Genomic DNA, 16,522 nt, shown 5'->3' on the forward strand with positions numbered 1-16,522 from the left:
CGCCATGCAGGTGACCATCCTCGGCTGCGGGGGTTCTTCGGGCGTGCCGCTGATCGGCAATGTCTGGGGCCGGTGCGACCCGTCCAACCCGAAGAACCGCCGCCGCCGCCCGTCCATCCTGGTGGAGAGTGGCGCCACGCGGGTGCTGGTCGATACCACGCCGGACCTGCGCGAGCAGTTGATCGACGCCGGCGTGCAGTACCTGGACGGTGTGCTGTTCACCCACGCCCATGCGGATCACTGCCACGGCATCGACGATCTGCGCGCCATGAACTGGCTGATGCGCCGGACCCTCGACGTCTGGGCCGATGCGGACACGCTGGCGCAACTGCATGCGCGCTTCGCCTACTGCTTCCAGCCGCATCCGGACTCGGAGTTCTATGCGCGTCCGGCGCTGCGCTCGCACCGGGCGGACGGACCGTTCAGCATCGGTTCGCTGGAGATCGAGCCCTTCGTACAGGACCACGGCCTGTCGTCCAGCCTGGGCTTCCGCTTCGGCCGCTTCGCCTATTCGACGGACGTGGTGCGGCTGGACGAGGCGGCGTTCCGGGTGCTGGAGGGGGTGGAGACCTGGATCGTGGACTGCGTGCGCATCGAGCCGCCGCATCCGGTCCATGCGCATCTGGCGATCACGCTGTCCTGGATCGAGCGGCTGAAGCCGAAGCGGGCGATCCTGACCCATATGAACCACATGATGGACTATGAGACCCTGCGCGCGATCCTGCCGCCGGGCGTCGAGCCCGGCTACGACGGCATGGTGATCGAGGTCGGACCGTAGGAATACGGGGGCCTACTCCCAGCGGTTCGCCAGCGCGAGCCGCAGATCGGCGGGAGACACGGGCTTGTGCAGTAGCCGTAGGTCGCGGCTGCGGGCATCGCGCAGGATATCCGGCGCGGTGTCTCCCGTCAGCAGCAGGGCGGGGATCCGGCGGCCGGCCGCGCGGCGCACCCCGTCGATCGCGTCGAACCCGGTTTCGCCCCTACGCAGCCGGTAATCGGCGATGATCAGGTCGGGCAGGGCGGCGCTTCCGCGCAGCTTCTCCACCGCCTCAAGGCAGGAACTGGCGGACAGGGTGCGCGCACCCCAGCGTTCCAGTATGGCGACCAGCCCCATCAGGACAAGGGCGTCGTCGTCGATTACCAGCACAAGGCGCCACGGCTGCGGCGCATCCGGTTCCGGTGGGGGCGGCACGGCTGCGGCCGGCACCTCGGCGAGCGGCACGGCGACGGCGAAGGTCGAGCCACGCCCCGGTTCGGAGCGGACACTGACCGGGTGGGCCAGCAGATCGGAGATGCGGCGGACGATGGCGAGGCCGAGCCCGAGCCCCTGTTCCCGGTCGCGCGCGCTGTTGTCGACCTGGACATACTCTTCGAAGATTTCGCGCTGCTTCTCAGCTGGGATGCCGATACCCGTGTCGGTGACCTGGATCAGCAGGTGCCCACCCCGGCGCCGACAGCCGACGAGCACGCGGCCCCGCCGGGTGTAGCGCAGAGCGTTCTCCACGAAGTTGCGCAGGATGCGCGCCAGCAGCGCAGAGTCCGAGTGCACCACTGCCGAGCACGGCGCCACCCGGAGGTCCAGATTCTGCTGTAGGGCCCGGTCCTTGTAGCTGGCGGTGATGTCGTTCAGGAGGTCGCTGACGCGGATGTCCCGTCTGCTGACCGCGACGATGCCAGCGTCGAGCTTTGAAACGTCGAGCATCGCGTCCAGGAGCACCTTCATCGCCGCCAGCGCCCGCCCGAGATTGTCGACCGTCTCCTGCTCCGATGGGCCGAGGGAGCCGGTGGCCAGTTTGCCGGTAAGCAGAAACAGGCTTTGGAGCGGCTGCCGCAGGTCGTGGCTGGCCGCCGCTAAGACGTGGGACTTGGACCGGTTCGCCTGTTCGGCCGCCGCCTGGGCGGCCGCGGCGGCGGCGGTCGCGGCGCTCAGTGCTTCCAGGCGGGCACGCGCGTCGTATTGTCGTCGCCGGCTCCGCAGGGCCGTCTGCACGACGGCGATCAGGGTGGTCGGGTGAAAGGGACGTTCCAGGAAGGTAACGTTGTGGAGCAGCTCCATCAGGCTGAGCGCCTGCCGGCTCCGTTCCGGCCCGCCGCCCTGGCGGGTCAGCACGATGATGGGGAAATCCGACCATGAGGGCTGTGCCTCCAGCCAAGCGGACAGCGACCGGATATCGCCCCCCCTGAACACCTCCTCTGTGATCACGGCGGCCCCGGCGCCACAGGCCAGTTCCGATAGCAGATCCGACAGGTCACGGCAGGATTGTCCCACGATCCCCGCCTCTGTGAGGATGGCCTCGGCCACATGCGCGTCCCGGCCGGTTGGCGCCAGGATCATCACCCGCTCATCCTGGGGCGCGGAGGGCATCAGCTCTCATCCGGCATCGGGCGCCCCCCGGTCCCGGTGTAGGAGGGCTCGTCCGACAGGAGGCCCTGGAAGCCAGAGACCGGCTCACCGATGCGGAAACCCGAAGCCGTGATCTGGTACTCGCGGATGGTGTCCTCGTGTGGACCGGCGCGCTTCTTGACCACTGACAGGGCGCGACAGACGCGCCCGTCACGCTCGAAATACCGCATCAGGATCACAGTGTCCGCAAGATAGGAGAAGTCCACTGAAGACCCGGTTTCGGCCAGCAGCCCATGCTGGGCGCCGGTCAGGAAGGTCGAGGCGCCCCGGCGGTTGAGGAACGTCATGAGCTCATGCATGTGCAGCAGCAGGAAGGTCTGCTCGGGCATGGCCGTCTGATAGCCGTTAAGGCTGTCCACAACCACCGTCCGGACGTTCCGGTCCTCCACGGCCTGGCGGACCTTGTGGGCGAATTCTCCGGGCGAAAGTTCCGCGGCGTCCACCGCCTCCAGCAGCAGGAGACCGTCCCGTTGCAGCCTTTCCAGGTCTAAGCCCAAGCCCCGGGCGCGCGCGACCAGCAGGCCGAGCTCCTCGTCAAACACGAACATGGCACTGCGTTCACCGCGGGCGGCCGCGGCCCTGATGAACTGCAAGGCCAGCAGGGACTTGCCCGTGCCGGACGGGCCCAGCAGCAGCGTGCTCGAGCCCTGCTCGATGCCGCCGCCCAGCAGCGCGTCGAGAGCCGCATCGCCACTGCCCTGACGGTCGCGGGCGAACGCGTGGTGGTGCTCCGCCGCGATCAGGCGCGGGAACACCCGGACACCTCCGCCGACGATGGTGAAGTCATGGAAGCCGCCGCGGAAGGCGCGTCCCCGGTATTTGACGACCCTCAGGCGCCGGCGCTCCGCCCCGTACAGCGGCGTGACCCCCTCCAGGTGGATCACCCCATGGGCGACGCTGTGGACGGTCTTGTCCTGGACCTCGGCAGTCAGGTCGTCGAGCAGCAGGACGGTGCTGCCAGAAACCGTGAAATGATGCTTCAAGGCCAGAATCTGACGGCGATAGCGAAGGGAACTCTGCGCCAGCAGTCGGATCTCCGACAGGCTGTCGAGGACGACGCGGGTCGGCCGGCTACGGGCGATGGCATCGAGGATCAGCCGGGTTGTTTCGCCCAGTTCCAGATCGGCAGCGTAGACCAAGCTCTGGTGCGCAGCGTCCTCCAGGGCCTCGGGCGGGATCAGCTCGAAGATCGTGATCGCTTCCGGAAGGGTCCAGCCGTGCGACGCGGCGCAGTCGCGGAGTTCCGCCTCCGTCTCTGAAAGCGTGATGTAGAGGCACCTCTCGCCCCGGGCCGCCCCCTCCAACAGGAATTGCAGCGCGACAGTCGTCTTGCCCGTCCCAGGATGCCCCTCCAGAAGATAGAGGTGCTGGCGGACAAGGCCACCGGCCAGGACATCGTCCAGGCCGTGGATACCGAAACGGGCAATTTCTTCCATTGAAACAACCAATCTTCCGTTTCGTTGGAAGGGGAACCACATTGTAGCCTGCACCCTGTGCAGAACTCTACCAGAGCCTGGGGACTGCGCAACGTAGCGTCGGAAACGATCGCCTCGGAATCGCTGGCGCCTTCGCGTAAGAAGGTCTCGCCAAGTGCGACCTGATCACTCGAAAGGGGCTCAGGGTTTTCACCGGACGCGTACCGTCGCCAAGGCCGACCGGACTTGCCCTGCGAGTGTCAGAGCCGGGTCGGAAATCAGCTATATTTTCCATAATATGTCTTATCGGACTTAAGCCGTGGCCCAGGGCAGGTCCCCCGCACGCCCCGCGGCGATGTCAGGGCGGCCTTCTCCTGCCGTCGGGTTTTCCCGCGCCACCGCGTCGGTTAAGGTCGCGGCACGTCCGCCAACGGGGTGCCGCGATGTCCGACAGCATGAAGCGACTTGTCGATCTGATGGCGAAGCTGCGCGACCCGGAGGGCGGCTGCCCCTGGGACCTTGAGCAGGATTTCCGCAGCATCGCGCCGCACACGATCGAGGAAGCCTACGAGGTTGCCGATGCCATCGAGAAAGGCGACATGGCGTCCCTCAAGGACGAGCTGGGCGACCTGCTGTTCCAGGTCGTCTTCTACGCCCGGATGGCCGAGGAGCGCGGCGCCTGGGATTTCGACGCCGTGGCGGCTCATATCACGACCAAGATGATCCGCCGGCATCCCCACGTCTTCGGGGAGACCGTGGTGGACACGGCCGCCGACCAGACGCAGCGCTGGGAGGACCTGAAGGCGCGCGAGCGGGCGGAGAAAGCCGCCGCCGAGGGCCGCCGTCCCTCGGCCCTGGACGGGGTGATCGGCGGCCTGCCCGCCCTCACCCGTGCCGTGAAGCTCCAGAAGCGGGCGGCACGCGTCGGCTTCGACTGGACCCGGGCGGACGAGATCCTGGACAAGATCGAGGAAGAGATCGGCGAGCTGCGCCATGAGCTGCGCGCCGCCACGCCGCACCCCGACCGTATCCGCGACGAGACGGGCGACCTGCTGTTCGCGCTGGTGAACCTCGCCCGCCGGCTGGAGGTCGATCCCGAATCCGCCCTGCGCGGGACCAACGCGAAGTTCGAGCGCCGCTTCCGCCATATCGAGGACCGGCTGGCCGCTCAGGGCCGCACGCCCGGGGACGCGACCCTGGAGGAGATGGAGGCGCTGTGGCAGCAGGCGAAGCGCCTGGAGCCCCACGACTGAACCCGCGCCCCCTCGCCCGCCGCACCGGATTGACGCCGCAACCTGTTGACCTGACAGCAAGGACAGCACCATGAGCCAGAGCTACCGCCCCGATACCGTCCTGATCACCGGGGCCACCGGCGGCTTCGGAACCGCCTTCGCCCGCCGCTTCGCCGGGCTCGGCTGCAAGCTGGTCCTGGTCGGGCGGGATGCGGCGAAACTCGATGCCCTGGCGGCCGGTCTGACGGTGCCGACCCATACGGTCCGGGTCGATGTGCGCGACCGTCCGGCGGTGGAGGCGGCGCTGGCGGCACTGCCCGCCGACTTCGCCGCGATCGACCTGCTGGTCAACAATGCCGGCCTCGCGCTCGGCGCCGATCCCGCCTTCCGGTCGAACCTGGACGACTGGGAGGTGATGATCGACACCAACGACAAGGCGCTGGCGGTGATGACCGGGCTGGTCCTGCCGGGCATGGTGGCGCGCGGCCGCGGCCACATCATCAACATCAGCTCCACGGCCGGCAGCTACCCCTACCCCGGCGGCCATGTCTATTGCGCGTCAAAGGCTTTCGTCACGCAGTTCAGTCTGGCCCTGAGGGCGGATCTGATCGGGACCGGGGTCCGCGTGACCTCCATCGAGCCCGGCATGGTTGAGACGGATTTCAGCCTCGTCCGCTTCAAGGGCGATGCGGAGAAGGCGGCCAGGGTCTATGCCGACACCACGCCGCTGACCGCGGACGACGTGGCCGAGGCGGTGGTCTGGGCCGGCACCCTGCCGCCGCATTTCAACATCAACCGGATCGAACTGATGCCGACGACCCAGGGACCGGGCGCCCTCGGCGTCCATCGTTCGCCGAAGGCCTGACGGGAAACGCCCTGCGCCCCCGCTCAGTCGCCGAACAGCAGGGTGCGCAGGGCGTTCCAGCTTGCGCGGTCGGGGGCCAGGAGCAGGCCCCCCGCCAGTTCCATGGGCGTGTAGCCGATGCCGTCCAGTTTGGCGGCATAGCCGCCGGCCTCCGCATGCATCAGGGCACCGGCGGCATGGTCCCAGGGCATGATGCGGCGGTAGAGCGAGAAGTGGGACACCCCGCGCAGCAGCCGGAGATACTCATGCCCGGCGCATTGCAGGGTGAAGGTCCCGGCCAGCCTTGGCATCCGGCTCTCCAGATGCTCGCGGACCCGGCGCTCGAAGTAGCGTGTGCCGACGGCACCCGTCATGGTCTCCAGCGGAACGGGCGGTGCCACGCGCAGACGCGCCCCGTCCAGCCAGGCGCCGCCGCCCCGGGTGGCCACGGCCATGCTGCCGCCGCAGGGATCGTGAATCCAGCCGGCCAGGGTCTCGCCTCCACGGGCCAGGGCGACCATGACGGCGAAGACCGGCCGGCCGGCGACGAAGTTCGCGGTGCCGTCCACCGGGTCGATGATCCAGACGGGATCGTCGCCCTGGATGCGCTCCAGGACCCGCTCGTCGGCCGTCGCCGCCTCCTCCCCGATCGCCACAGAACCGGGCAGCAGCTCCGTCAGCCGGGCGGAAAGCTGCCGCTCGGCGGCCACGTCGGCGATGGTGACCAGATCACCCGGCCCCTTCTCCCGCACGTCGCGGTCTTCCAGGTGGCGGAAGCGCGGCATGATCTCGCTCGCGGCAACCTCGCGCACGATGTCGGCAACTCGGGCGATATCCGGGACCATGGGCACCCCTCCGGAGCGGCCCCGCGGGCCGACGGCCCTTCATACTGGTCCGCTCCCCCCGGTACAAAGGGAACTTGCGCGCAGCCCTGCGACCCGCGCAGGGCTTGCCGCGCGGCGTCATCGCAAATCAGCGGCCAGACTGCCCTGCTTGCCCGGACGATCGGACGTTGGGAATTTTCATTCCAAAGGGTCGGATCTGCGTGATAGGTCCTTTCCGGTAACCGGAGAGCCGCATGCAGAGCTATGTTCTGACCCTGTCCTGTCCCGATGCCGTCGGTATCGTCGCCACGTTGTCGGGACTGCTCGCCGGGCACGACGCCAACATCCTGGACAGCGCCCAGTTCGGCGACCGGATCAGCGGCCGATTCTTCCTGCGAATCTCCTTCGAGGTGGAGGACGGCAGGGTGGACACCCTGCGTCGCGCCCTGGCCGAGGTGGCGGAGCGGTTCCGGATGGACCTGCACCTCCACGACGCCGGCCGGCGGCCGCGGGTGATGATCCTGGTCTCCCGCTTCGGCCACTGCCTCAACGACCTGCTGTACCGCTACCGGATCGGCGCGCTGGCCATGGACATTCCGGCCATCGTCTCGAACCACCGCGACTTCTACCAGCTTGCCGCCTGGCACGACGTGCCCTTCCACCATCTGCCGGTGAACGGCGGGAACAAGGAACGGCAGGAGGAACGGCTGCTGGAGATCATCGAGGGAGAGCGCATCGACCTCGTGGTGCTGGCCCGCTACATGCAGGTGCTGTCCCCGACGCTGTGCGAGCGCCTGCCGGGGCGCTGCATCAACATCCACCATTCCTTCCTGCCCAGCTTCAAGGGGGCGAAGCCCTACCATCAGGCCTTCGCCCGCGGGGTGAAGCTGATCGGCGCCACGGCGCACTATGTGACGACGGATCTGGACGAGGGCCCGATCATCGAACAGGCGGTGGAGCGGGTGGACCACACGCTGGGGCCCGACGATCTGGTGGCCGTCGGCCGGGACATCGAATGCATGGTCCTGGCCCGGGCGGTGAAGTACCACCTGGAGCGTCGGGTCCTGCTGAACGGCTCGAAGACGGTCGTGTTCCGCTGACCGGAAGGTCAGCCCGCCGGCCGGTCAGGCGCGGCGGGCTTCCCAGGGACCCGAGTCCGGGGCGGCTGTTCCGACAGGAGCCGCCGGAATCGGCAGGTAGCCGAACCGCTCGCGGAAGCGTCCGACATCGGCCGTCTCCAGCCCCACGCGGACCAGGGCCCGGGCGTCGTCATCCTGGCGCTCCAGCACCTCGCCGCGCTGGTAGAGCCAGGCGAGCGCGGCACCGTCGGCCAGATCGACGGCCACGGAGACGACATCGCGGTCCGCCACCATCCGCCGGTCGATCAGGTCGAACAGCCCGCCCAGCCCCTCACCCGTCAGGGCGGAGATGGCCACCGTGTCGCCGGCCCGGCGCGCCTGCCGCAGCAGCGCATCGCGCTCCCCTTCCGGCACCAGGTCGATCTTGTTCAGCACCTCGACGACACGGGCGTCCGAGTCGACCTCGATGCCGAGTTCGCGCAGCACCGTCTCCACATCGGCCTTCTGCGCCTCGGTGTCGGGGTGCGAGACGTCCCGGACATGCAGCACGATGTCGGCGGCCTGCACCTCCTCCAGCGTGGCGCGGAAGGCTTCGACCAGCCCGTGCGGCAGGTCGGAGATGAAGCCCACCGTATCGGACAGGATGATCTTCCGGTTGGACGGCAGCGTGATCGCCCGCATGGTCGGGTCCAGCGTGGCGAACAGCAGGTCCTTGGCGAAGACGTCCGCGCCGGCCATCCGGTTGAACAGGGTGGACTTGCCCGCGTTCGTGTAGCCGACCAGGGCGACGACCGGATAGGGCACCTTCTCCCGCGCGCGGCGGTGCAGGCCGCGGGTGCGCCGGACCTCCTCCAGCTCCGCCTTCAGGCGGGCGATGCGCTCCCCGATCAGGCGGCGGTCGATCTCAAGCTGGCTCTCGCCCGGGCCGCCCAGGAAGCCGAAGCCGCCGCGCTGACGCTCCAGGTGGGTCCAGGACCGCACGAGGCGGGAGCGCTGGTAGGTCAGCGCCGCCAGTTCGACCTGCAACTGGCCCTCGCGCGTGCGGGCGCGCGCGCCGAAGATCTCCAGGATCAGGCCGGTGCGGTCGATGACCTTGGCCTTCCAGGCTTTCTCCAGGTTCCGCTGCTGTACGGGCGTGAGGGCGTGGTCGACGATGACGAGCGCGGCGGTCTCCGCCTCGATGGCGGCGGCCAGATCCTCCACGGCCCCCTGGCCGAGGAGAGCGGCGGGCCGCGGCCGCATCACACGGATGGAGCGGGCCCCGACCACCTCAAGCTCGATGGCGCGGGCAAGGCCGACGGCCTCATCCAGCTGCGCCTCCGGGCTACGGCTCGCCATCCGGTCCTCGGGCAGGACCGGATGGATGACGAAGGCGCGGGTGGCAGGCCCGCGCCCTTCGGCAGGCTGGATCTCAGTCGTGTTCCGTCTCCTTGGCGGGCTCGAACAGCTGGATCGGATGCGCCGGCATCACCGTCGAAATCGCATGCTTGTAGACAAGCTGCGAGTGCGCATCACGGCGCAACAGGACGGAGAAGTTGTCGAACCAGGTAATGATACCCTGAAGTTTGACGCCATTGACGAGAAATACCGTCACCGGAGTTTTGTTCTTGCGGACGTGATTCAGGAAAACGTCCTGCACGTTCTGCGATTTTTCCGACATTGGAGCAGCCTCGCTTCGCTCGTTCTTGGGGCCTCTTGTCGAGCGCCCGGGTTTCTGGTTCTGCGGCAGCCGGCGGGATCAGGACGTCCGTAGGGCACCGTCTAGCGATATGGTATCATGCATCTGTTGCACCAAGGCGGAAATCGCTGAGCAGCCATCAAGCCTCACGGCCGGGGGGAAACGCCCCAGCCCCGCCGCGACGTCCGGGGTACAGCCGACGAGGATCGGCAGGCAACCGGACCTGTGGGCGCATTCCATATCGATATCGGCGTCGCCGACGAACCAGACATCGGGACCCGCGACGATTCCACCCGGCGCCAGCGCCATTTCGACCGGCGCCACGGACGGTTTGTCGGCCGCGGCATCGGTGGCGCCGACCAGCTTCCCGAAATGGCGCGTCCAGCCAAGGCTGTCCGCCTCCGCGCGCAGGAAGCTGCCGGTCTTGTTGCTCACCACCCCGAGATAGATGCCCGCGCCGGAGAGAAGTTCCAGCAGCTCCGCGGCCCCGGGCAGCGGTTCCAGATAGTCCAGGTGGTGCTCCTGGAAGTGGGCGTAGAACACGTCGCGCGCCGCCATCCAGTCATCCCCGAAGATCACGGGGAAACTGTCGCGCAGGCTGTGGCGGACGCGGCCGTAGCTCTCCTCCAGCGTCCAGGGCTGGTGGCCGAAGCGCTCCAGGGCCGCGTTGATCGCGGCATGGACGCAGCGCCAGTTGGTGACCAGCGTGTTGTCCCAGTCGAACAGGACGGCACGGGGCAGCCGTTGCGGCGGCAGAGGCGCGGACACGCTGGCGTCAGCGATGGCGTCATCCATGGCGTCAGACCCGGCCGACGGGATCGGGGGCGCCGACATCGGCCAGATAGGCCGCGCGCAGCCGCAGGGTCAGCGGCCCCGGCCTGCCCTCCCCGACCGGCTGGCCGTCGATCCGGGTGACCGGCAGGGCGAAGCTGCCGGCGCTGGACATCAGTGCCTCGCGGGCTGCATGGGCCTCCGCCACGGTGAAGGGGCGTTCCTCGACCGGGATGCCCAGATCCCGCGCGATCCGGAGCAGCGACAGCCGGGTGATGCCGTTGAGGATGAGGTTCGAGGCCGGACGGGTCACCAGCGTGCCGTCGGCCGTGACGATCCAGGCATTGGAGGAGCAGCCCTCCGTCACCGTGCCGTCGGGATCGACCTGCCAGGCCTCGTAGGCGCCCGCCTCCGCCGCCTTCTGCTTGCCCAGCGACTGCGCCAGCAGGCCCACCGTCTTGATGTCGCGGCGCAGCCAGCGGATGTCCGGGATCGTGATGACCGACACGCCTTCCGCGAGCTGCCGCGCCGTCTGGAAGCGCGACCGGCGGCAGGTCAGGACCAGGGTCGGGACTGCGTCCGCCGGGAAGCGGAAGTCGCGCGGCGCCACACCCCGGGTCACCTGCACATAGACCAGCCCGTCGCGGACGCCGTTGCGCGCCGCCAGTTCCCGCATGATCAGCCGCAGCGAGGCCGGCTTCACCGGCCAGGGCATCCGGAGTTCGCGGAGCGAGCGCTCCAGACGCGCAAGGTGCCCCTCCAGGTCGGCGAAGCGCCCGCCGACGATGGTGGCGACCTCATAGACGCCATCCGCGAACTGGAAGCCGCGGTCCTCGATATGGACGGCGGCTTCGTCATGCGGGAGGTAACGTCCGTTGACATAGGCGAAGCGGGGCATGATCCGGATGTCCGATCGTTCTTGAACCGGTTTCTGAAGCGGGACGAATCGTCAAAAGAATTCAAGCCTCACGGCGAACATCTTCTCGACCTTCTTCACCTGTCCGACCTCCGCCAGAATGATGACCCGGTCGTTCGGTTTGATGACGGTGGACGGGCGTGGAATGATGACGTCGCCGCCGCGGACGATGGCGCCGACGATCACCCCGTCCGGCAGCCTGATCTCCCGCAGGGGGGTGTTGATCAGCGATGAGGTTTCCAGCGCCTCCGCCTCGATCACCTCGGCGAAGCCCTCGCGCAGGCTGTGGACCGCCTTGATGCGGCCGCGGCGGACATGCTGGAGGATCGAGGAGACGGTGATCGAGCGCGGGCTGACCACCGCGTCGATGCCGAGCGGCTGCACCAGGGGCTGGTAGGTCGATTTGTTGATCAGCGTGATGGCGCGTTCGCAGCCGTAGCGCTTCGCCAGCAGCGAGGCGAGGATGTTGCCCTCGTCGTTGTTGGTGACCGCGACCACCGTCTCGCTGGCGCGAACGTTCGCCTCCTCCAGGATGTCGGGGTCCAGGCCGTCGCCGTGCAGGACCATGGTGCGCGACAGGCGCTGGGCCACCATCTGGGCGCGCTTGCGGTCGATCTCGACGATGCGGGCGGAGACGCCCTGGTGCTTTGCCTCGATCTCCTCGGCCAGGCACAGGCCGATATTGCCGCCGCCGATGATGATGACCCGGCGCGCCTCCGGTTCCTCATGGCCGAAGGCGGCCATGGCGCGGCTGACATGCTTGGTATCGGCGACGAAGTAGACCTCGTCGCCGGGCAGCATCTGGTCGTCACCCGACGGGATGATCGGCCTGTCGTTGCGGACGATGGCGACGATCTCGATGTTCAGGTCCGGGAACAGGCCGGTGAGCTGACGCAGCGGCGTATGGATGATCGGGCAGTTGTCGCCGCAGATCACGCCGATGACCTTCACCTTGCCGTCGGCCATCGGGATCATGTCGAAGGCGCCCGGCACCTGGAGCCGGCGGGCGACGGCCCGCGCCACCTCGATCTCCGGCGAGATGATGACGTCGATCGGCAGGTGATCGCGGGAGAACAGGTCGGCCCAGATGGGCGCCAGATAGCTCTGGTGGCGGACACGGGCGATCTTGGTGGGCACGTTGAAGAGCGAGTGCGCCACCTGGCAGGCCACCATGTTGACCTCGTCCGCCAGGGTGACGGCGACGATCATGTCGGCGTCGGCGGCGCCCGCGGCCTCCAGCACATGGGGATGCGAGGCGAAGCCGACCATCGCCTGGACCTCCAGCGTGTCGCTGATCTTCTGGATCAGCTCCGACGACTGGTCGATCACCGTCACGTTGTTGCCTTCGGAGGCGAGATAGCGGGCGATGTTGGACCCGACCTGTCCGGCCCCGCAGACGATGACTTTCATGGCGCTACCACTGTCCTGGTGATGGTGACCGGCGCAGGCCGGCTGCCGTGGCGTCCTGGGGCCACCACCGTCATTCGACGGTCAGGCGTGTCCCGTTCTTGTCCGTCCCATGCACGCCCAGGGACTTCAGCTTCCGGTGCAGGGCCGACCGCTCCATGCCGACGAAGGCTGCCGTCCGGGAGATGTTGCCGCCGAAGCGGGTGACCTGGGCCAGCAGGTACTCGCGCTCGAACACCTCGCGCGCCTCGCGCAGGGGCAGGCCCATGATCTCGCCTCCCTTCTCCCATTTCAGCACGGTCGGGGTGATGGCGCCGATCTCCGGCGGCAGCATGTCGGCGCGGACCGGCTCGTGCGGGTCGCCCGCCACCATGATCAGCAGCCATTCCACCACGTTGCGGAGCTGGCGGACGTTGCCCGGCCAGTCATAGGCCTGGAGCGCCGCCATGGCGTCCTCGCCGAAGCTCCGCTGGGGAAGGCCGGCGGACTCGGCCGTCCGCTGCATGAAGTGGCGGGCCAGCAGCGGAATGTCCTCCCGCCGCTCGCGCAGCGGCGGCACCTTCAGCGGCACCACGGCCAGCCGGTAATAAAGGTCCTGCCGGAAGCGGCCCAGTTCGATCTCCAGCGTCAGGTCGCGGTTGGTGCTGGCGATGACGCGGACATCCACTTCGACCCGGGCCGAGCCGCCGACCCGCTCGAAGGTCTGTTCCTGGAGGACGCGGACGATCTTGCCCTGGGTCTCCAGCGGCATGTCCGCCACCTCGTCCAGGAACAGGGTGCCACCGTGGGCCTGCTCGAAGGTACCGACCTTGCGGCCGCCGCCGTCCAACGCATGCTCGGTCCCGAACAGCTCGATCTCCAGCCGGTCCGGCCGCATGGTGGCGCAGTTCAGCGCCACGAAGGGGCCGTCGGCGCGGCGGGAGCGGGCGTGGATCATGCGCGCGACCACCTCCTTGCCGCTGCCCGGCGGACCGGAGATCAGCACGCGAGACCCCGTCGGCGCCACCTTCTCGACCCCGTGGCGGAGCTGGTTGACGGGAAGGCTCTTGCCGATCAGGTCGGTTTCGGCCCCTGCCCGCAGTTTCAGCTCCCGGTTCTCGCGGCGGAGCCGGGCGGCCTCGATGGCGCGTTCGACCAGGAGAAGCAGACGGTCGGCCTTGAACGGCTTCTCGATGAAGTCGTAGGCGCCCTTCTTGATGGCAGCCACGGCCGTCTCGATGGTGCCGTGCCCGCTGATCATGACGATCGGCACGTCCGGGTGGTCGCGCTTCAGCTCGTCCAGGATCTGGAGTCCGTCCAGCCGGCTGCCTTGCAGCCAGATGTCCAGGATCACCAGACTGGGACGGCGGGTGGCCACGGCGGCCAGCGCCTGGTCTGCGTCCGCCGCTTCCCGCGTCTTCATCCCCTCGTCGTTGAGGATGCCGGCAATCAGCATCCGGATGTCGGATTCGTCGTCGACGATCAGAATGTCGTGCGCCATCGTTTCAGCCCTTCGCACCGGCTGGCACTGCGGTTTCTTCCGTCCGGTCGGCAGCGCCGGGATCGGCGACGACGGCCGGCTGGACGCGCGGAAGCACAAGGCCGACCCGGGCGCCGCCGCCCGGCCGGTCCTCAAGCGTCAGCGCGCCGCCGTGGTCCTCCATGATCTTCTTGACGATGGCGAGCCCCAGGCCGGTGCCCTTGGCCCGCGTGGTGACATAGGGTTCGGTCAGCCGGTCGCGCTGCTCGGTCGGCAGGCCCTTCCCGTTATCCTCGACAAGCAGCGTGACGCGCTCCTCGTCGGCCCGGAGCTGCACCGTGACACGCCCGGCGGGCAGCTCCTCCCCGACGGCGGTCTCCTCGCGTCCCTCGACCGCTTCGCCCGCGTTCTTCAGCAGGTTGGTCAGGGCCTGACCGATCTGCCTGCCGTCGCAGACGACCACCAGCGGCTCGGACGGCAGATCCGCCTCGAAGTGGATGGCCGGGTGCGCCGTGGCGTGCAGCAGCATCGCCTGACGGCACAGCTCCTGCAAACTGGTCGGCTTCATCACCGGCGAGGGCATGCGGGCGAAGGCGGAGAATTCGTCCACCATGCGCCCGATGTCGTCCACATGCCGGACGATCGTGTCCGTCATGGTGCGGAAGGTCTCGGGATCGCTCTGGATCTCCTTGAGGTACTTGCGCCGCAGGCGCTCGGCGGAAAGCTGGATCGGCGTCAGCGGATTCTTGATCTCGTGCGCGATCCGGCGGGCGACGTCGGCCCAGGCCGCCTTGCGCTGCGCCGACAGCAGCTCCGAAACGTCGTCGAAGGTGACGACGTAGCCGCGGATGGTGCCCGCCACCACCTCGGCGCCGATTCGGACCAGCAGAGTCCGGATCTGCGTGCCGCGCCGGATCTGCACCTGCCCCTCGACCAGCTTGCCAGGACGCCGCCGGATCGTGGCCAGCAGCTCGGCCATCTCCGGCACCACGTCGTCCAGCCGCTCCCCGACCAGGGACTGCGGGTCCTCCACGCCCAGAAGCTCGGCGGCGGACAGGTTCGGCAGGTTGATCCGCTCCTCCTGATCCAGCCCCAGCACCCCCGCCGACACACCGGCCAGCACCGCCTCCGTGAAGCGCCGGCGCAGGTCGAGCAGACGGTTCGCCTCCACCAGGGCGCCGCGCTGGCCCTCGATCTGGCTGGTCATGCGGTTGAAGGCACGCGACAGCGAGGTCAGCTCGTCCTCCGCCTCGGTCTCCATCTCGGGAACCCGCGCCGTCAGGTCGCCGGCGCGGACCCGCTCGGCCGCCGCGATCAGGGCGCTCATGGGCTGCACCAGATAGGTCGCAAAATTGAGGCCGGCCCAGATCGCCGCCAGCAGCAGCAGCATGGCGACGACGACGAAGATCAGGGCGAGCCGTGTCTGGAGACCGAAGCGCTCGACCTCCAGACGGGTGTATTCCTGGACTGCGCTCTGGGTTGCCTCGACATGGGCCAGGACGCGGGCCTCCACCGGGCGGCCGACGAACAGGAAGACGTCGAAGTCCGGGTCGATGTGGACCAGGGCGCTGACCCGGTCCGCACGGCCGCCGACGACGACGGCAACATCACCGCGCCGGGCCTCGTCCAGGGCGGACCGGGGCACGTCGGAGACGTCGAAGTCGAAGGCCAGACCGGCGCGGGCGTAGATCCGGCCCTGGGAGTCGAAGATCACCGCCTGGGTGATCGAGCGGGCATAGGCCTGATTGCGCAGGATCTGCTGCATCATGGCCGGCTGCCAGAGGAAGAAGGCCCCGCCGGCGCGCTGAAGCTCGTAGGACGTGGTCAGCGCATCGGCGCGGATGGCCTGCTGGTGTTCGGCCAGATAGGCCTCTGCCACCGCCAGGGATTCATTCACCGCCGTCCGCACCCGGTCGCTGAACCAGGACTGGACGCCGACATAGAAGAACAGGGCGGAGAAGGCGGCCATGATGATGGCCGGCAGCACCGCCAGGAGCGAGAACACCGCAACCAGCCGCGCGTGCAGGCGCGCGCCCGCCAGCCCCCGCCGCCGCTCCAGCCACAGCGTCACGATGCGCCGGGCCATGATCGAGGACAGCAGCAGCAGCAGCGCCAGATCAAGCGTCAGCAGCAGGCTGACGGTGTTCGGGTCCTTGCCGAACGGCGGCGTCTCGGTCAGGGCGGCATAGGTGGCCGAGCCGGCGAGCACCGCGGCGATGGCAAGCGCGATGGCGAGCTTGTTGCCCAGCCCCCGCCCCGATGCCCAACGGACGAGCCGGCGCCACCAGGGCGGCCGTGCGGCCGCATCGGCAACCGCGGTCATGGCCGTGACCCTGCGCTTTCCGGCATGGCGCCTTCCGGCACGGCATCCTGCCGCCACGCACCGGGCGGGCAGCGGACAACGGAGCAGTCGAGGAGCAAGCGGTAACCCTGGCTGAGGCGTAAGGGAGCCGGAGATCCCGGCCGGGACGGCATGTTCCGGGCACCGTGTTA

General features: G+C 68.7%; 14 protein-coding genes. 4 read left to right on the top strand and 10 right to left on the bottom strand.

Annotated elements, in window-relative coordinates:
* Window positions 1–4 precede the first annotated feature (4 nt).
* The gene (locus ACFQPS_RS02525; RefSeq protein WP_377356169.1) at window positions 5–778 is read left to right on the top strand and encodes an MBL fold metallo-hydrolase; all 774 of its coding nucleotides are present in this window, start codon (window positions 5–7) and stop codon (window positions 776–778) included.
* Between the two features lie 12 nt (window positions 779–790).
* Here ACFQPS_RS02525 and ACFQPS_RS02530 read toward each other — a convergent pair whose 3' ends face one another.
* Both ACFQPS_RS02530 and ACFQPS_RS02535 read right to left on the bottom strand, forming a co-directional pair.
* Window positions 791–2,365 (bottom strand): ATP-binding response regulator, encoded by a 1,575-nt coding sequence (locus tag ACFQPS_RS02530; protein ID WP_377356171.1) that lies wholly within the window; start codon window positions 2,363–2,365, stop codon window positions 791–793.
* Window positions 2,365–3,840 (bottom strand): ATPase domain-containing protein, encoded by a 1,476-nt coding sequence (locus ACFQPS_RS02535; RefSeq protein WP_377356173.1) that lies wholly within the window; start codon window positions 3,838–3,840, stop codon window positions 2,365–2,367. The genes ACFQPS_RS02530 and ACFQPS_RS02535 overlap by 1 nt, the downstream gene beginning before the upstream one ends.
* Before the next feature lie 422 nt (window positions 3,841–4,262).
* Here ACFQPS_RS02535 and mazG point away from each other — a divergent pair, with 422 nt between their 5' ends.
* Window positions 4,263–5,072 (top strand): nucleoside triphosphate pyrophosphohydrolase, encoded by an 810-nt coding sequence (gene mazG / locus ACFQPS_RS02540; protein WP_377356174.1) that lies wholly within the window; start codon window positions 4,263–4,265, stop codon window positions 5,070–5,072.
* A 70-nt stretch (window positions 5,073–5,142) separates the two neighbouring features.
* Entirely contained in the window at window positions 5,143–5,916 is a 774-nt protein-coding gene (locus tag ACFQPS_RS02545) for an SDR family NAD(P)-dependent oxidoreductase (protein ID WP_377356175.1), read from the top strand.
* Between the two features lie 23 nt (window positions 5,917–5,939).
* On the opposite strand, the gene ACFQPS_RS02550 is transcribed toward ACFQPS_RS02545, so the two are convergent.
* Entirely contained in the window at window positions 5,940–6,740 is an 801-nt protein-coding gene (locus ACFQPS_RS02550) for an inositol monophosphatase family protein (RefSeq protein WP_377356177.1), read from the bottom strand.
* A gap of 233 nt (window positions 6,741–6,973) precedes the next feature.
* Here ACFQPS_RS02550 and purU point away from each other — a divergent pair, with 233 nt between their 5' ends.
* Complete coding sequence (purU, locus tag ACFQPS_RS02555) at window positions 6,974–7,819, top strand: formyltetrahydrofolate deformylase (RefSeq protein WP_012565377.1); 846 nt, start codon at window positions 6,974–6,976, stop codon at window positions 7,817–7,819.
* 24 nt (window positions 7,820–7,843) lie between these two features.
* Here the strand turns inward: purU and hflX are convergent, their stop codons facing one another.
* The 7 genes from hflX to ACFQPS_RS02590 form a co-directional block, all read right to left on the bottom strand.
* Window positions 7,844–9,136, bottom strand: coding sequence for a GTPase HflX (hflX, locus tag ACFQPS_RS02560; protein ID WP_377356180.1), 1,293 nt, complete (start codon window positions 9,134–9,136; stop codon window positions 7,844–7,846).
* Window positions 9,137–9,209: 73 nt separating this feature from the next.
* The gene (hfq, locus tag ACFQPS_RS02565; RefSeq protein WP_012565375.1) at window positions 9,210–9,458 is read right to left on the bottom strand and encodes an RNA chaperone Hfq; all 249 of its coding nucleotides are present in this window, start codon (window positions 9,456–9,458) and stop codon (window positions 9,210–9,212) included.
* A gap of 78 nt (window positions 9,459–9,536) precedes the next feature.
* Window positions 9,537–10,271: an HAD family hydrolase gene (locus tag ACFQPS_RS02570; protein ID WP_377356183.1), complete on the bottom strand. Its 735-nt coding sequence runs from the start codon at window positions 10,269–10,271 to the stop codon at window positions 9,537–9,539.
* Window positions 10,272–10,275: 4 nt separating this feature from the next.
* A complete protein-coding gene (locus tag ACFQPS_RS02575; RefSeq protein ID WP_377356185.1) occupies window positions 10,276–11,145 on the bottom strand; it encodes a D-amino-acid transaminase in 870 nt (289 codons plus the stop codon).
* Window positions 11,146–11,196: 51 nt separating this feature from the next.
* Window positions 11,197–12,573, bottom strand: coding sequence for a Trk system potassium transporter TrkA (gene trkA, locus ACFQPS_RS02580; RefSeq protein WP_012565372.1), 1,377 nt, complete (start codon window positions 12,571–12,573; stop codon window positions 11,197–11,199).
* A gap of 70 nt (window positions 12,574–12,643) precedes the next feature.
* On the bottom strand, window positions 12,644–14,050 hold the full coding sequence (gene ntrX, locus ACFQPS_RS02585; protein ID WP_377356187.1) for a nitrogen assimilation response regulator NtrX: 1,407 nt from the start codon (window positions 14,048–14,050) through the stop codon (window positions 12,644–12,646).
* Window positions 14,051–14,054: 4 nt separating this feature from the next.
* Window positions 14,055–16,352 carry a sensor histidine kinase NtrY-like gene (locus ACFQPS_RS02590; protein ID WP_377356189.1) on the bottom strand — a complete coding sequence of 766 codons (2,298 nt, stop codon included), beginning with the start codon at window positions 16,350–16,352 and terminating at the stop codon, window positions 14,055–14,057.
* Between the last annotated feature and the right edge of the window lie 170 nt (window positions 16,353–16,522).

It is taken from the genome of Rhodocista pekingensis, from assembly GCF_042665545.1.
In the GTDB taxonomy this organism is placed as follows: Bacteria; Pseudomonadota; Alphaproteobacteria; order Azospirillales; family Azospirillaceae; genus Rhodocista; species Rhodocista pekingensis.

What these genes read in the sequence shown, in the direction of transcription:
- ACFQPS_RS02550 (WP_377356177.1), bottom strand. Translation starts at nt 6,740, where the DNA reads ATGGTCCCGGATATCGCCCGAGTTGCCGACATCGTGCGCGAGGTTGCC.
- ACFQPS_RS02570 (WP_377356183.1), bottom strand. Translation starts at nt 10,271, where the DNA reads ATGGATGACGCCATCGCTGACGCCAGCGTGTCCGCGCCTCTGCCGCCG.
- ACFQPS_RS02525 (WP_377356169.1), top strand. Translation starts at nt 5, where the DNA reads ATGCAGGTGACCATCCTCGGCTGCGGGGGTTCTTCGGGCGTGCCGCTG.
- ACFQPS_RS02545 (WP_377356175.1), top strand. Translation starts at nt 5,143, where the DNA reads ATGAGCCAGAGCTACCGCCCCGATACCGTCCTGATCACCGGGGCCACC.
- trkA (WP_012565372.1), bottom strand. Translation starts at nt 12,573, where the DNA reads ATGAAAGTCATCGTCTGCGGGGCCGGACAGGTCGGGTCCAACATCGCC.
- ACFQPS_RS02535 (WP_377356173.1), bottom strand. Translation starts at nt 3,840, where the DNA reads ATGGAAGAAATTGCCCGTTTCGGTATCCACGGCCTGGACGATGTCCTG.
- ACFQPS_RS02590 (WP_377356189.1), bottom strand. Translation starts at nt 16,352, where the DNA reads ATGACCGCGGTTGCCGATGCGGCCGCACGGCCGCCCTGGTGGCGCCGG.
- hfq (WP_012565375.1), bottom strand. Translation starts at nt 9,458, where the DNA reads ATGTCGGAAAAATCGCAGAACGTGCAGGACGTTTTCCTGAATCACGTC.
- ntrX (WP_377356187.1), bottom strand. Translation starts at nt 14,050, where the DNA reads ATGGCGCACGACATTCTGATCGTCGACGACGAATCCGACATCCGGATG.
- hflX (WP_377356180.1), bottom strand. Translation starts at nt 9,136, where the DNA reads ATGGCGAGCCGTAGCCCGGAGGCGCAGCTGGATGAGGCCGTCGGCCTT.
- ACFQPS_RS02575 (WP_377356185.1), bottom strand. Translation starts at nt 11,145, where the DNA reads ATGCCCCGCTTCGCCTATGTCAACGGACGTTACCTCCCGCATGACGAA.
- mazG (WP_377356174.1), top strand. Translation starts at nt 4,263, where the DNA reads ATGTCCGACAGCATGAAGCGACTTGTCGATCTGATGGCGAAGCTGCGC.
- purU (WP_012565377.1), top strand. Translation starts at nt 6,974, where the DNA reads ATGCAGAGCTATGTTCTGACCCTGTCCTGTCCCGATGCCGTCGGTATC.
- ACFQPS_RS02530 (WP_377356171.1), bottom strand. Translation starts at nt 2,365, where the DNA reads ATGCCCTCCGCGCCCCAGGATGAGCGGGTGATGATCCTGGCGCCAACC.